We start from the raw sequence: 13583 nt of genomic DNA on the forward strand, positions 1-13583 counted from the left end.
TGTACATTCCTGTCTTGTATTAAGGCTTGCTTAATATTCTCGAATCCAAACACGGCAGAACTGTGTCAGCAGTTGGTTAATACCGCGATAGTTGTATAGCGCTCCTCTTTACCCTGCAGGCTTGCATCCCCTCATTACCCTGCTATAAGGCCACCTTCTTCTGCGGCATTTTTAACAGCGCAACCTCTCGTGATCGGGTGCAGAAGGAATGACCGATCTTTGAAGTGCGCCCCATATGAACGGAGATCGCATGCCACTATACGAGCATGTCTTTATTGCGCGTCAGGACTTGTCCAACACGCAGGCCGAAGGCCTTATCGAACATTTCAGCACCATCCTCTCGGACAACGGCGGCAAAGTCGTTGAGCACGAGTATTGGGGTGTTAAAACCATGGCATACAAAGTGAACAAGAACCGCAAAGGCCACTATGCCTTTTTGCGCTCTGATGCCCCTTCCCCAGCCGTCCAAGAGATGGAACGTCTGATGCGTCTACACGAAGATGTAATGCGCGTTTTGACTATCAAAGTCGACGAGCACGCCGAAGGTCCTTCGGTTCAAATGCAAAAACGTGAAGAGCGCAGCGACCGTCGTCGCGAGCGCACGTAAGGAAGGCTAAACCATGGCTACTAAACCATTTTTCCGCCGCCGCAAAGTTTGCCCATTCTCTGGCGACGATGCTCCGAAGATCGATTACAAAGACACACGTCTTCTGCAGCGCTACATCTCTGAGCGTGGCAAAATCGTTCCTTCCCGTATCACCGCAGTTTCGGCTAAGAAACAGCGTGAGTTGGCCCGTGCAATCAAACGCGCACGCTTTCTCGCTCTGCTTCCTTACGCTGTTAAGTAAGGAGCGCACATCATGAAAGTTATCCTTCTTGAACGCATTACAAAACTCGGCCAAATGGGCGATGTTGTAGATGTAAAATCCGGTTATGCGCGCAACTATTTGTTGCCACAGCACAAAGCACTGTCCGCTTCCAAAGCGAACATCGAGTCCTTTGAAGCGCGCAAAATCCAGCTCGAAGCCACAAACCTTGAGACCAAAACTGAAGCAGAAGCGCTCGGCGCCAAGCTTGACGGTCAACAGTTCGTTGTGATTCGTTCCGCGTCCGACTCCGGTTCGCTCTACGGTTCCGTCACACCACGTGACGCTTCCGAAGTTGCTTCCGCTGGTGGATTCGAAATCGACCGTAAGCAAATTTCTGTGGTCTCCCCGATCAAAGAACTCGGCTTGCACAACATGTCTGTTAAACTTCACCCTGAAGTTATTGTGACGATCGAATTGAACGTTGCACGCTCCAACGAAGAAGCTGAACTACAGGCCTCTGGTAAATCCATCCAAGAGCTCGCAGCGCAAGCTGAAGCTGAAGCTGAATTCGAAATCGCCGAGCTCTTCGACGAAATCGGCGCTGCTGCGGATGAATTTGGCGACGACGACTATACACCTGCTGCTAAAGAAGAAGCAGTTGCGGACGAAGACGAAGCTTAAGCTTCCCTTCCCCAGCAATTTAAAGGCCGCGCAGTTCATTCTGCGCGGCCTTTTTTTCATGCGCCCAGTTTAAATTATTTTTTTCTTGAAAATAAACGCTCCCCCCCCCCAGACTTCCCCTAGATCATATTGAAAACGCGCAATTTTCTAGGAGCCCTTATGAGACATAAATTTACGGCCATCGCCCTTTTCGCCGCCCTCGTATCAAGCCAAACAGCTTGGGCGGGTACGGCATTTGAAGAAAGAGTAGATTGCCCAATTGGCGGCATTAAGACCGAAATCGTCAGCACATTTTCTTGTTCCTATGAGCAAGAGTTTACGATGAGTTTGTCTCAATTATCGACATGCGATTTCATCACCCATCTGCCTGTTTGCAAAACTGCTGACTTCCCGATCTATAAAGATTTTCTTCTCTCGGAAATACCGAAGCTCAAGGCAATGGTTAAAACCGATTGGTACAAAAAATCGCAAAAGGACTCTCGGTATTTACGGGCCTACCTTGTAGAAAAGGAGCTTGGCACTCTATCCGAAGCAGAAATGTTCACGCTCCTACAGCAAGGCCACATGTATGATTCCGCCCGTTCCTATGGCAATGCCAAATATTACGCCGCATATCGCGAAGCCGCCAACGCCTTCCGAAAAGTCGCAACGAATGAGGAAAAACGGTACATCTATTTGACCGCTGCTTTCGCACGCATTCGCAGCGGGGAGCCCGAGACAGCACAAGAGTTGCTTGATGCGGCGGCAAAATACAAAACACCCGGTGATCCACGCCTCACCAAATATGCAGCTCTGGTAGAGGCCTGTATCAAGAAGCCTAACGCAAAAAAATGCCAACCAAATTATACGTTCGATTTGGACTAAAATAGGAGGGGGACGCGCTTACATGCTCCGTCAAAAGAGCCATGCTCGCCCCCTTTTCCATGCCCCAAACATGCAGCGGCTTGAGCCGAGGGTCTCGACATTTTCAACCTCGTTTTTCCACCCGTTTTGCTCTATAATGCTTACACCTAAGCACTGTTCAGAAATTATTGGGAGTTATGACTATGTCTAATACCTCAGCCAATTTCGTCGGGGACATTCCAAGCTACTATGACAGCGGTCTTGGCCCCAATATCTTTTTTGACTATGCCGATTTGCTCGCAACGCGTTGCGCCAGCTTACCGGCCACCAATGTCGTCGAACTTGCAGCAGGGACCGGTATTCTAAGTCGCCGCCTACGCGACCGCTTGTCCCCAGAAACGCGCCTTGAGGTTACGGATCTAAACCTTCCCATGCTTCAGGTGGCCAAAAACAAGTTTACAAACAAAGACGTAGTCGATTTTACCGTCGCCAACGCCATGGATTTACCCTTTGAGGATTCCGAGTTCGACATGATGGTTTGTCAATTTGGGGTGATGTTTTTTCCTGACAAGCCCGCGTCCTATCGGGAAGCTGCGCGGGTTCTCAAAAAAAACGGGTACTATCTTTTCAATGTGTGGAGCGCGATGTCCAAGAACCCGTTCGCGCAAATCGCCTATGACGCCGCCGCAAAATTCTTTCCCAACGATCCTCCCGCGTTTTATAGGGTCCCCTTCCACTATGGTGATCCCGTCCAAGTACGCGCCGACCTTGCCCAAGCGGGCTGGCACGATGTTGAGCACGAGACCATTCAACTGCAAAAGACCATTACAAATCTAGAAGCTTTTGCAACGGCGTTGGTTTTCGGCAATCCGATTATCGACGAAATCCGGCAACGCGGCGAGGTGGAACCGACTGTGGTTGCGGAAGCAATCTTGGAGGCCTTCCACAGCGTTTTCGGCCCTAGTCCCATTACGATCCCCCTTGAAACGACCACTTTTGTATGTCGCGCTCCTTAAGAGAATATCTATGGATTGAGGCTTATAGCGCCGACAACCTCAAGGCCTTGCAGGATGGAATCAATCGCGATTGTCGCAAGAATGATGCCCATTACACGGCTGATCACACTCGCCCCTGTCGTGCCAATAACCCGATGAATTTTCTGCGCCATGAGGAGAAAAACAAGCGTCACAGCGAGGACAGCCAGCAAAAGCACTGCGGTAACCGATTGTTCAGCAACGGAAAAGCGATGATTATCCGTCAAGATAACCACCCCTAACATCGCCCCTGGGGAGGCAATTGACGGCATCGCCAGTGGGAAAACCGCGCCCGACAGATAGTCTTTTTCCGCTTCGTGAATTTCTGCTTCGGGTTTAGATTCCCCAAAAATCATCGTCAGGGCAAAGAGGAAAAGGATAATCCCCCCAGCGACCTGAAAGGCACCCAGCCGAACACCAAGGCCTTCCAAAACGAATTGACCTCCGACCAAAAATCCAAACAACACCAACGTTGCAATCAGAACCGCTCGAAGCGCAAATCGTTTGTGCAAATGGGGGGGCACTTTGGCCGTCGCAAAGAGGAAAACGGGAACCGACCCAATCGGATCGATGACAGCAAATATCGTTAAGAAATCTCTAAGGACGACTGACCAATCCATATTTCAAACTCCTCGACGCTGATCTATCAATTTTAATAACAAAAAAAGGGCCGCCGCTGGTTTATCCCCCACGACGGCCCTCGATCTTTAAAGCGGGTTAGGCCTTACATTTCTTCGAGAGCTTCCACAGCTTTCTCAAGGTCTTCTTTGGTGACTGTTTTTTCGCTGACCGTGGCCAATTCAAAAACATAGTCTACAACTTTATCTTCGAACAATGGAGCGCGAAGTTGCTGTTGCATTTGTTGGTTTTGTTGAACAAATTCAAAGAACTGACGCTCTTGACCTGGATACTGGCGCGCTTGCGTCATGATCGCTTGGGTCATTTCAGCATCGGAAACTTCGAGTTTCGCTTTCTGACCGATATCTGCCAACAACAGACCCAAACGCACGCGGCGTTCCGCAAGCTTCTTGTGCTCGTCTGTTGTTTCGATTTCGGGGTGATCATGGCCTTCAACATCTGGGTTGTCTTCGTGCCATAGTTGATGCGCGATTTGACCAGCTTCGGCTTCAAGCAACGATGGGGGAAGCTCGAAGCTTACCAAACCGTCAAGCGCATCAAGCAATGCGCGTTTTTGAACCGCACGAGCAGCGCCCGCATATTCCGCTTCAAGACGTTCAGCGATTTGACCTTTAAGACCAGCAAGGTCCTCGGCGCCAAATTTTTTCGCCAATTCATCGTCAACCACAGCGGCGATTTCCGATTTTACAGCTTTCACTGTGCAATCAAAAATAGCTTCTTTGCCCGCAAGGTTTGCCGCTTGATATTCCGCAGGGAACGTCACTGTAACGGCAACATCGTCGCCAACTTTAGCACCAATCAATTGGTCTTCAAAACCGGGGATGAACGAACCGGAACCGAGAACCAATGGGAAATCTTCGGCTGTGCCGCCATCAAACAATTCGCCATCAACTTTGCCTGCGAAATCGATGGTGATTTGATCGTCTTTTTTGGCTTTGCTGCCAGCTTTACGATCTTCGTAATTTTTGACGGTTCCAGCAAGGTTGGTCAAAGCTTCGTCCACAGAAGCGTCATCCGCTTTTGCGATGAGTTTTTCAAGTGCCAGAGCTTTTAGGTCAACTTCTGGGATCTCGGGAAGAGCTTCATAAGCGACGGTAACTTCAACGTCATCGCCCTCTTTCCAGTCTTGGTTGGTCATTTGAATGTCTGGCTGCAACGCAGGGCGGTCGCCGGAATCTTCAAAATGCTTGCCAAGGCCGCCATCGATGGTCTCTTGAATGGCTTCGCCGATAACTTTCTGGCCGAATTGCTTTTTGAGCAACGCCATAGGCACTTTGCCTTTACGGAAGCCCTTCATTTCAACATCTGGCTGCGCTTCTTTAAGCTTTTCGTTAACTTTTGCGTCCAAATCGGCAGCGGGAATAACAAGCGTGTAACCGCGTTTTAGGCCTTCGTTCAGGGTCTCAGTAACCTGCATGGGGGGTCCTTATAGCAAAATGGCCGCGCGGACGCGGCAATGAGTTAAATCTCGGTTCTTCTATGGGGATGAGCGCCATGATGCAAGGAGAAAGGCCGCAATCGCACCGTCATCGGCACACAAAGGCCACGAGCGGCAATATCCAGCTTCTTTTTGAGGAAAACCGCCCGCGAAGATCGCCCTTCCCCGAGGATTGTTGTGCGACTTGCGCCCCAAATCATGCTATAAAACGAGAGGTTCACAAAAAATCGAGGAAGGCACGATGATGGAAAATGCCCAAGGCGGATGCCTGTGCGGAAACCTTCGCTACGCTGTGGAAAATCAACCCAGCCGCGTGACGATATGCCATTGCAAGTTTTGCCAACGCGCCACGGGCGGCGCCTATATGGTCGAACCGATCTTTGACGCGCAGGATTTTCGCCTCCTCAAAGGAACACCGAAAAAATACGTGCATACGTCGGCGGGCAGCGGAAAAGAGGTTTTCGTTCATTTCTGCGACACATGCGGCACAAAGTTGTTCCTGACCTTTGAGCGTTTCGCCAACATTGTCGGGGTCTATGGCGGAACGTTTGATGATCCGAATTGGTTCGATCTGACACCGGAAAACTCAAAGCAAATTTTCCTAGGTGTGGCACAACGCGGCACGTGCATTCCGCCCCATGTGAACACCTTCATTGAACACGCGACCACGCAGGATGGGGCTCCCATAGAACCAACCGTGTTTGAAACGCACCAAATCATCGGAACCTAAACCGCGTTTGCGACGGACACGGATCAGGGCATCAGGGAAGACGTTTGAAGCGCATAAAGCACCGCTAAATGGCCAATGCCAGCGAGGCTGATGGATAGTCCCATCGGCATCATGCCACGGGCACGCATCGAAACCCAGCCGCGCAATTGCGGGAGGGCCAACGCACGGGTGGCGGTTACGGCGACAATTCCCAAAAGCATCGCCCCCGAGAAAACCAGCGCAAAGAGCGAGAGCGTTCCCGACGGAATAAAAAGCATGAGCACCGCAAGAATTTTCACATCCCCACCCGCAAAAATCCGCAGGAGAAACAGGGCAAACCCGATACAAAACACGATCAAGGCGGGGAGGATGCGCGAAATGGCCTCCTCAAGTCCAATCAATGGAATGGTGACCACAAACAAGCCAATCCCAAGGAGCGAGGCCGTATTTGGAATCCGCATCCACCGCAGATCGCTTTGCGCGACATAAAGCAGAACCGGCGTAAAAAGCAAAAGCGGCAAAAGCATCATTTCAGGGCCGTCAAGCCACAGATTGATGGGATATCGCCCTTCGCTCGATCGCTGTGACCAAGGGGGTTTCCTGCGCGGGGCTTGGCCCAACCAGAAGTAACCGACGTAATAAGTCGCTCAGATTTCGGCATTCGGCCTTGTCATAAATCTGTCTGAGGTGACTGCGCAGGGTGGAGGACGAAATTTTCAACTCCTTGGCCAAAACGTCGCGGTTTAACCCATGGCTCAACAGCAAACACACGCGAAATTCTGCGCGACTTAACCCCGCCGGATTAAGGTCCGACAAAAGCGGTGCTGCGAGGGTTACATTCAAGGTTTCTGGCTGACGATCCAAGAGGGATTCTGAAAACACCCCCGGCGAGCGGCACGACCACGTTTGACACAGCGTGTCGCACAGGGACGTCAGCATCGCGCCGGCCCCTGATGACAGGCGGTTGGCGAAATGCAGTTCCAGAAGGTAAACCCACTTCCCGTCCTGCCCCAAAACGATCACCACAGTTTCGGCCAGAGCGCGTTGATTTCTCAACTCCAACAATTCTGGCGCATCCCCATAGGCGGCCATGCTGGCGTACCAAACCGAGCCAACTTTGGCGTGCGCTATATAGGATCCTAAAATAAGGTCAGCAAACGAGCGATCCAACGCGCCGCACTGCGCCTCTCGCTGTAAGTCCACGGAAATAGATCGAATTTTCCCGTCTTGCGTTTTCGCGGCCTTCACCAGCGTCGCGGCTTTTGCCCCAAATCCCATTGAGATCGCCTTAAGGCCTTGCCGAAAGGACGCGACGCCCTGCACCGCTTGGCACCAGCCAGCAATGCCTTCGACCAGACTTACAACGCTCAAAGTATTCCCTAGGGTATTATCCCCATAATGTCCCTTAGTACCCACTTTATGCACCCCTTTAAATCATACTCGGGTGCCTCAAAAAATCTCAATGCTGGTTCTTCCAGCCTATGTCTTAATTTTAGGCCTGAATTCTTAATTCTGTCAACAAATTGCCACATTTGGCGGCTTTTTCACTGCATTTTCAATCCTAGCATGTATTTTTAGATGAATTGTGTCCAAATTAGGGCAAAAACCCTGCCCTCTTACTCGGCAAAAAACCGTGTATAGCGAATAACAACCGGGCCAATGGAAATTAAAATCAGCGCGGGAAGCATGAGGGACGCGAGCGCGACGGACATTTTCACGGGCAGTTTATTGGCCATTTCTTGGGCCTTAATTTCCCGGAACTCTCGCATCTCTTTGGCGTAGGCCGTCAGAGCCTCTGACATGGATGTCCCGAATTGAACCGATTGGCTGACCACAGCGGAAAACGAGCGGATGACATCCACATTTGTTCGCTGGGCCATGTCTTGCATTGCGGCGTCCCGATCACGACCGGCTTGAATTTGCCGCTGAACCGTGAGGAACTCATAGGCCATCTCGGGGGCAATTTCGGCCAATTCATTTCCAACCCGCGTCATCGCGGCGTCAAACCCAAGCCCCGCTTCAACAGAAATTTGCATGAGGTCCAAGGCGTTGGGAAAAGATTCCTCGATCCGCATCCGCCGTTCTTCAGCGCGATCATTGAGCCATTTGATCGGCACAAAATACCCCAGAAATATCAAGACTGAAAGCGTGCGCACAATGGTGCCATTTGACAACCCTGAGAGACGGCTGGAAATATCAAACGGCAATTGAATATCCGGCACGCGACTAATGAGCAAAACCGCCAACAGAACCCCGGGCAAGCCGAGGCCCAAAACAACACGGACCAAGGTGAAATTTCGCAGGTTGTGGGGGCCGTTATATCCAGCTTGTGACAATTTGCGGGCAAGATCGCTGCGCTCTTTCATATCCCCCGGTAGAAACGCTTTCCAAATGCCTTTGGGGTCGTGATTGGGTGCTTGCAAAAGCCCGAAATCCCGCCGCTGTTCACGGCGTTTTGTGGAGCCAGCCGCGATGCGATCTGCGGCGGGGTTGCGCTCCCCGACCAAAACCGCGACGCCCCCAAGGATGGTCAACGCGCCCAATCCCATCCCAATGATAAGGACCATTTGCGGCGTGATATTCCACGCACTCGTCAGTGTTGTGAGTGTTTCAAACATGGTCGCAACCTTTCATATTCTAAATCTAACGAGTTTGGCGAGAATAACGGCGTTCACCACCGTGAACGTCACAACCGCGATGGCCATGGGAATGAAAAGCGGATCGTCATAGACATCCTGATAGTATCGCGGATTGAAAATTGACGTGGTAACGAAAATAAACACGGGGATCGCCGAGAGGAAATACGACGACAAACGGCCCTCCGCTGAAATCGCCTGAATCCGTCGCCGCATGGCGATCCGGTTTTTAACCACTTTGGACAAGACATCGAGCACCCGCGCCAAGTCGCCCCCCGTCCCGTGTTGAATGCCCAAACTGGCCGAGAGATAGTGGACGTCCTCAATGTCGATACGATCTGCAAATTCCGCAAAAGCGTCGACCAAATCGTCGCCAAAACTTACTTGGTCTGCGATCAGACCAAATTCGGAGCCAATCGGATCCGGCATTTGCTCCGCGACCGAGGCAATCGAGGTGTTCAACGGATGCCCCACACGCAAGCCGCGCGACATTAAATCCAGCGCCTCAGGCAAGAGTTTGGTTATCGCCTCAATGCGCGCCGCCCGACGGCGGCGAATAATCCCGATAGGCAGGAGAAAGCCAACCGTAACACCTATCGCAATGGCCATCCAAAGCGTCACCTTCATAGCTGCCATTGCAGAAATAACGGCCGAAATGCTCAGACAAATCAGGATGAGCAGCGTTGGCGAGCTGGTCATCCCCGCTTGCCGCATCGCCTTTGGAAGGTCGCCAACAAACGGCAGGCGCGTTATCCACCCCCCGCGTTCCACCGGTTTGAGGACAGCAAGTATTTCCGCCGCCGTCGCCCCGCCCGCGATCATTTTCATCCGACGATTGCGTGCTTCATGTTTGTTCTCGGAGCGGCGCAGAAGTTGCCAAACGCCAGAGAGAAGGAAAAACACGCCCACCGCCAAAAACGTATAGACAAAATACAAAGCATAGGGGTGGGACATAAGCTGTTTCATTGCGCTTTCTCCCGTATAAACATAGACGCATCGATGCTAATCCCCGCAGCAATCAGCGCCTCGGCGGCCTTGGGGCGGATGCCCGTCGGAATGAATTCCCCTAGAATATCGCCATTTTCGCTGCGACCCGTTTTGCGGAACACAAAGATGTCCTGCATCGTAATCACATCGCCCTCCATGCCAGTAATTTCGGAAATCGACATCACGCGGCGGCGACCGTCGCTTAGGCGGGACAGTTGCAGCACGAATTGCAATCCGCTGGCGATTTGGCCACGGATGGCCGCCATCGGAAAATCTACGCCCATCATCGTCACCATTTGCTCCAACCGCGACAGCGCGTCGCGCGCGGTATTGGCGTGCACCGTGGTCATCGATCCGTCGTGGCCCGTGTTCATCGCCTGCAACATATCGAAGGTCTCAGCACCCCGCACCTCGCCCACGATGATCCGATCAGGCCGCATCCGAAGCGCGTTGCGCAACAGGTCCCGCTGCGCCACCGCCCCGCCCCCCGACGGGTTGGAGGGCCGTGTTTCAAGGCGCACAACATGGCCTTGCTGTAGTTGCAATTCGGCGGCATCTTCGATGGTCACAATCCGCTCTTTTTCAGAAATAAATGCCGACATAGCATTGAGCATGGTGGTCTTACCCGAGCCCGTGCCGCCGGAAATCAACACATTCATCCGCGCATCCACCAGCCCTTCCAGAAACTTCGCGGCTGGCCCCGTAAGGGCGCCACTCGCGACCAGTCGCGCCAGACTATAGGGTTGGCGCGAAAACTTACGGATCGAAATCGAAGGGCCATCGATGGCACAGGGCCGGATGATCGCATTCACGCGGCTGCCGTCCTCAAGGCGCGCATCCACCCAAGGCTGGCTTTCGTCCACACGGCGTCCAATCCGTGTGACGATCTTGTCGATCACCCGCAAAAGATGCTTCTCGTCGCGAAAGCGGGCGTTGGTGCGCTCCAGCACACCAAAGCGTTCCACGAACACGCTTTTATGGCCATTCACCAGAATGTCGTTGATGGTGGGATCGGCGAGGAGCGGCTCAAGCGGCCCTAATCCAAGCACCTCATCCATCAACTCGTCCACGATCTTCTTGAATTCTTCGCCGCGTAACGGCGTGCCTTCCTTGCTCAAGACTTCGCTCACCAAGGAGGTTACTTCCTTGCGCAGTGCTTCATCTTCCACCTTGTCGATCACCGAGAAATTCAACCGATCCAGCAAAGCGTCATGCAGGCGGCTTTTGAGTTCCAGCCGCTTAATCAACGTGTGTTCCGTGGCACTTTGTTGAGGATCGACGAGTTGCAACGGGGTCTTCAGCGCTTTAACAACCACCGCTCCGGGGAGGTCGATGCTTTTGGCTGAATTTTCTTTACCGTTTCGTGTAAAATTCTTGAACATTTTGGCTCTCCTTAGCTCGACTGAATTGATTTAAAAATGGCATCGGAACCCTGGGTGGCTTCGCGCTTCATCGGGTCTGTCTTTGCGGTCGTTTTCTCGCCAATGACCTCGACAGCAAGCTTCTTAATCGCTTTGGTCAACGCGGATCGGCTTGCCGCCACGGACAGCGGCACCCCGCGATCAAGGGCCTCGCGTGTGGCTTTTGGATCAAGGGGAAGCCAATGTCGCAACTCCCGCTCCAACAGCTTCGCAGCCTGCACATGGTGACGGCCCTTAAAAATCGGCTTGGCCTCAAAATTCACAATAATATCAATCGGTAGTCTCGGACTTTCTTCGGAATAGGCATCAATCAGACGTTTTGACTGGCGGATCGCAGGTACCGAACTATCGGTAATCAAATACAGCCGATCACTCATGTTCAGCACCGATTGCACCCACTGCACCAAGGTGCGCGGCAGGTCCACCACCACGTAATCAAATTGAAGCGTCAACTGCTCCAAAAGCGCTTCAACCTGCTCGCCAGTGAGCGACTCCATGGGCACAAATTCAGTTGGCGCTGTGATCACCGACAACCCGCCTTTGGTGGTCAACATGGCTTGCGACAAAAACGTAGCGTCGGGGATAATTTCGTCTTTGGCCATCCGACACAGCGAGTCGTTGGCCTCGATATCCAAAAAGCTTGCGATCCCGCCAAACTGCAAATCCAGATCGACCAAAGCAACCTTTTTGACGACATTTCGGCGCAGAAGTCCCGCCTCGCCGCGCAAGGCATCCGCTAGGTTGACGGCGACCGTGGTGCCGCCAATCCCGCCGCGCGCTTGGGCGACGGTGATGATTTTGCCACGCTGTAAAGCAAGCGGCGCAACGGCGGCAATCGGTGCCCTCAAGCGCTCCAAACACTCCGTCAGGTCCTTTTTGGTCACCGGCATCGGCAAGACATCTGCCACGCCAGCTTGCAAAAGTTTACGCGCCGCCGCCAATTGCAAGTCGGGGTCGCTGATGGCAACCACCCGCACATCCGGCCCTGCAGTGCGGCACAATTCCCGCACCGCCACCTCGTCCTGTTCGCTCTCCCCCGAGGTTCGAAACAGGATCATCTCGCCCGAGGCCGCCAGTGCATGCGCGGTGCCGTTGGCTTTTGAAAGGGTCATATCGCGGCGGTTCAACTTGACGTTGTCAAGCGTACAGACAACTGCGGAAATCGCGTCTGAGTCTGGGCCATTTGCGGCAAAAACCGTGATTTTCTGAACTGGCTCTGTCATTGACTTAACCTCCTAATGTTATCCATTCGTCCCACTCGCCAAGTCCTCTCCCGGAAGGGAGACACTCATTGAAGGAAAATTTATTGTTCCACCAAGGCCACTTGGGGCCGATCCCCCAGCAAGGCTGGCAAGCTGTCCGAGCGGGGAAATGAAGGTAAACGTGGCCCCCACAAGTTCCGCCGTGACCAAAGGAACATAGGGGCCCCCCAGAAACCCAAGATTGGGGTCGAACGTGTAGGAAATTTGCAAATCGTCGATCGCCACACCGGGCGGAAGGATCGCGTTGATACGCGCCCATATTTCACTGGCGGTCGCGTTCGTCGCTGACCCTGTGCAGACGAGCGCCGCTTGCGTGGCACAAATATTCGCCCCCGCGCCGCAACTGGTTCCAAACCGCGGCTTGGGCACAACGGATGTTGATCCGCGCGCGTTGATACTGGGCAAACCCGCACAGGCCGCAGGGCGCACCGCCGCCAAACGGGCCGCAATATGCATCGCCTTTTCGGCGGCAATCCGGTGAAAGGCAAGACGGCCAAAATCGATCATCCCGAACAACAACAATAGGAAAAGAGCCAAGGCGATGGCGAATTCCACAAGAGTTGCCCCGCGCTCATTGCGCCAAAATTCAACGGTCCGCGCCAAATATGTGCGATGCGCCCTCATGACCCGAAAATCCGGCTTTGATCGGTGACGGTGGTCGTCACATCGTTGAGCGTATAGCCCGCGACGGCAAAGAAGCCCGAGAAAGGCATTGTGATCGTAATCTCTGCGGAAACTTGGGCAATAGGCGCGATGCCTTTGCGATAATCCCCCGCGATACAGCTATAGGTGGGGATCACCGAATTGACGGTAATGCCGTTGGGAAACAGCGTGGTGCCGCTGGAACTGTTGCGCACGATTCCGGTGAGTTGCGTGGTATAGCCCGCGACAGACCCCCCCGAGGTGCAAATATCGCGCGGCACAATCCGCGCCAGATACCGCGTCGCATCCCGCACCCCCGCCGCTGCCGACTGATAGGCCCATAGCATCCGCGATCCCTCAATGATCATGCCAAAAACCAGCAACGCAAACGGCAGCGAAATTGCCAGTTCAACGAGGGCCGTCCCGCGCTCATCGCAACGAAAACCACCAAAGGCGCGTTTGATCCAATGTTTCAACATGCC

Annotated in this window: 16 protein-coding genes; 6 read left to right on the forward strand and 10 right to left on the reverse strand. The window is 53.1% G+C overall.

Annotation, left to right across the window (positions count from 1 at the left end):
- Nucleotides 1-250: 250 nt before the first annotated feature.
- The 5 genes from rpsF to AB9F26_RS16110 all read left to right on the forward strand — a co-directional run bounded on the left by rpsF (nt 251) and on the right by AB9F26_RS16110 (nt 3349).
- Nucleotides 251-607: a 30S ribosomal protein S6 gene (gene rpsF / locus AB9F26_RS16090; RefSeq protein WP_039002054.1), complete on the forward strand. Its 357-nt coding sequence runs from the start codon at nt 251-253 to the stop codon at nt 605-607.
- A 13-nt stretch (nt 608-620) separates the two neighbouring features.
- The gene (gene rpsR / locus AB9F26_RS16095; protein WP_039002053.1) at nt 621-848 is read left to right on the forward strand and encodes a 30S ribosomal protein S18; all 228 of its coding nucleotides are present in this window, start codon (nt 621-623) and stop codon (nt 846-848) included.
- A gap of 12 nt (nt 849-860) precedes the next feature.
- A complete protein-coding gene (gene rplI, locus AB9F26_RS16100; protein ID WP_335584273.1) occupies nt 861-1490 on the forward strand; it encodes a 50S ribosomal protein L9 in 630 nt (209 codons plus the stop codon).
- A gap of 159 nt (nt 1491-1649) precedes the next feature.
- Nucleotides 1650-2354 (forward strand): hypothetical protein, encoded by a 705-nt coding sequence (locus AB9F26_RS16105; RefSeq protein ID WP_369768472.1) that lies wholly within the window; start codon nt 1650-1652, stop codon nt 2352-2354.
- Nucleotides 2355-2536: 182 nt separating this feature from the next.
- Entirely contained in the window at nt 2537-3349 is an 813-nt protein-coding gene (locus AB9F26_RS16110) for a class I SAM-dependent methyltransferase (RefSeq protein ID WP_369768473.1), read from the forward strand.
- A gap of 8 nt (nt 3350-3357) precedes the next feature.
- Here the strand turns inward: AB9F26_RS16110 and AB9F26_RS16115 are convergent, their stop codons facing one another.
- Complete coding sequence (locus AB9F26_RS16115; RefSeq protein WP_335584276.1) at nt 3358-3987, reverse strand: MarC family protein; 630 nt, start codon at nt 3985-3987, stop codon at nt 3358-3360.
- Nucleotides 3988-4091: 104 nt separating this feature from the next.
- On the reverse strand, nt 4092-5423 hold the full coding sequence (gene tig / locus AB9F26_RS16120) for a trigger factor (RefSeq protein ID WP_335584277.1): 1332 nt from the start codon (nt 5421-5423) through the stop codon (nt 4092-4094).
- 262 nt (nt 5424-5685) lie between these two features.
- On the opposite strand from tig, the gene AB9F26_RS16125 reads away from it, so the two are divergent.
- A complete protein-coding gene (locus AB9F26_RS16125) occupies nt 5686-6174 on the forward strand; it encodes a GFA family protein (protein WP_369757896.1) in 489 nt (162 codons plus the stop codon).
- 23 nt (nt 6175-6197) lie between these two features.
- Here AB9F26_RS16125 and AB9F26_RS16130 read toward each other — a convergent pair whose 3' ends face one another.
- The 8 genes from AB9F26_RS16130 to AB9F26_RS16165 all read right to left on the reverse strand — a co-directional run bounded on the left by AB9F26_RS16130 (nt 6198) and on the right by AB9F26_RS16165 (nt 13580).
- The gene (locus AB9F26_RS16130) at nt 6198-6683 is read right to left on the reverse strand and encodes a prepilin peptidase (RefSeq protein ID WP_335584279.1); all 486 of its coding nucleotides are present in this window, start codon (nt 6681-6683) and stop codon (nt 6198-6200) included.
- A 10-nt stretch (nt 6684-6693) separates the two neighbouring features.
- Nucleotides 6694-7524 (reverse strand): helix-turn-helix transcriptional regulator, encoded by an 831-nt coding sequence (locus AB9F26_RS16135; protein WP_369768474.1) that lies wholly within the window; start codon nt 7522-7524, stop codon nt 6694-6696.
- A gap of 245 nt (nt 7525-7769) precedes the next feature.
- Nucleotides 7770-8771 carry a type II secretion system F family protein gene (locus tag AB9F26_RS16140; RefSeq protein ID WP_335584281.1) on the reverse strand — a complete coding sequence of 334 codons (1002 nt, stop codon included), beginning with the start codon at nt 8769-8771 and terminating at the stop codon, nt 7770-7772.
- A gap of 12 nt (nt 8772-8783) precedes the next feature.
- Nucleotides 8784-9755 carry a type II secretion system F family protein gene (locus tag AB9F26_RS16145; protein ID WP_335584282.1) on the reverse strand — a complete coding sequence of 324 codons (972 nt, stop codon included), beginning with the start codon at nt 9753-9755 and terminating at the stop codon, nt 8784-8786.
- A complete protein-coding gene (locus AB9F26_RS16150) occupies nt 9752-11158 on the reverse strand; it encodes a CpaF family protein (protein ID WP_335584283.1) in 1407 nt (468 codons plus the stop codon). Before AB9F26_RS16150 ends, AB9F26_RS16145 begins: the two co-directional genes overlap by 4 nt.
- 11 nt (nt 11159-11169) lie before the next feature.
- Entirely contained in the window at nt 11170-12420 is a 1251-nt protein-coding gene (locus AB9F26_RS16155; RefSeq protein WP_335584284.1) for an AAA family ATPase, read from the reverse strand.
- A gap of 18 nt (nt 12421-12438) precedes the next feature.
- Nucleotides 12439-13083, reverse strand: a complete 645-nt coding sequence (locus AB9F26_RS16160; RefSeq protein WP_369768475.1) for a TadE/TadG family type IV pilus assembly protein — start codon at nt 13081-13083, stop codon at nt 12439-12441.
- Nucleotides 13080-13580, reverse strand: a complete 501-nt coding sequence (locus AB9F26_RS16165; protein ID WP_369768476.1) for a TadE/TadG family type IV pilus assembly protein — start codon at nt 13578-13580, stop codon at nt 13080-13082. Before AB9F26_RS16165 ends, AB9F26_RS16160 begins: the two co-directional genes overlap by 4 nt.
- Nucleotides 13581-13583: the final 3 nt, after the last annotated feature.

The organism is Falsihalocynthiibacter sp. BN13B15, assembly GCF_041205415.1.
Taxonomy (GTDB): Bacteria; Pseudomonadota; Alphaproteobacteria; order Rhodobacterales; family Rhodobacteraceae; genus Falsihalocynthiibacter; species Falsihalocynthiibacter arcticus.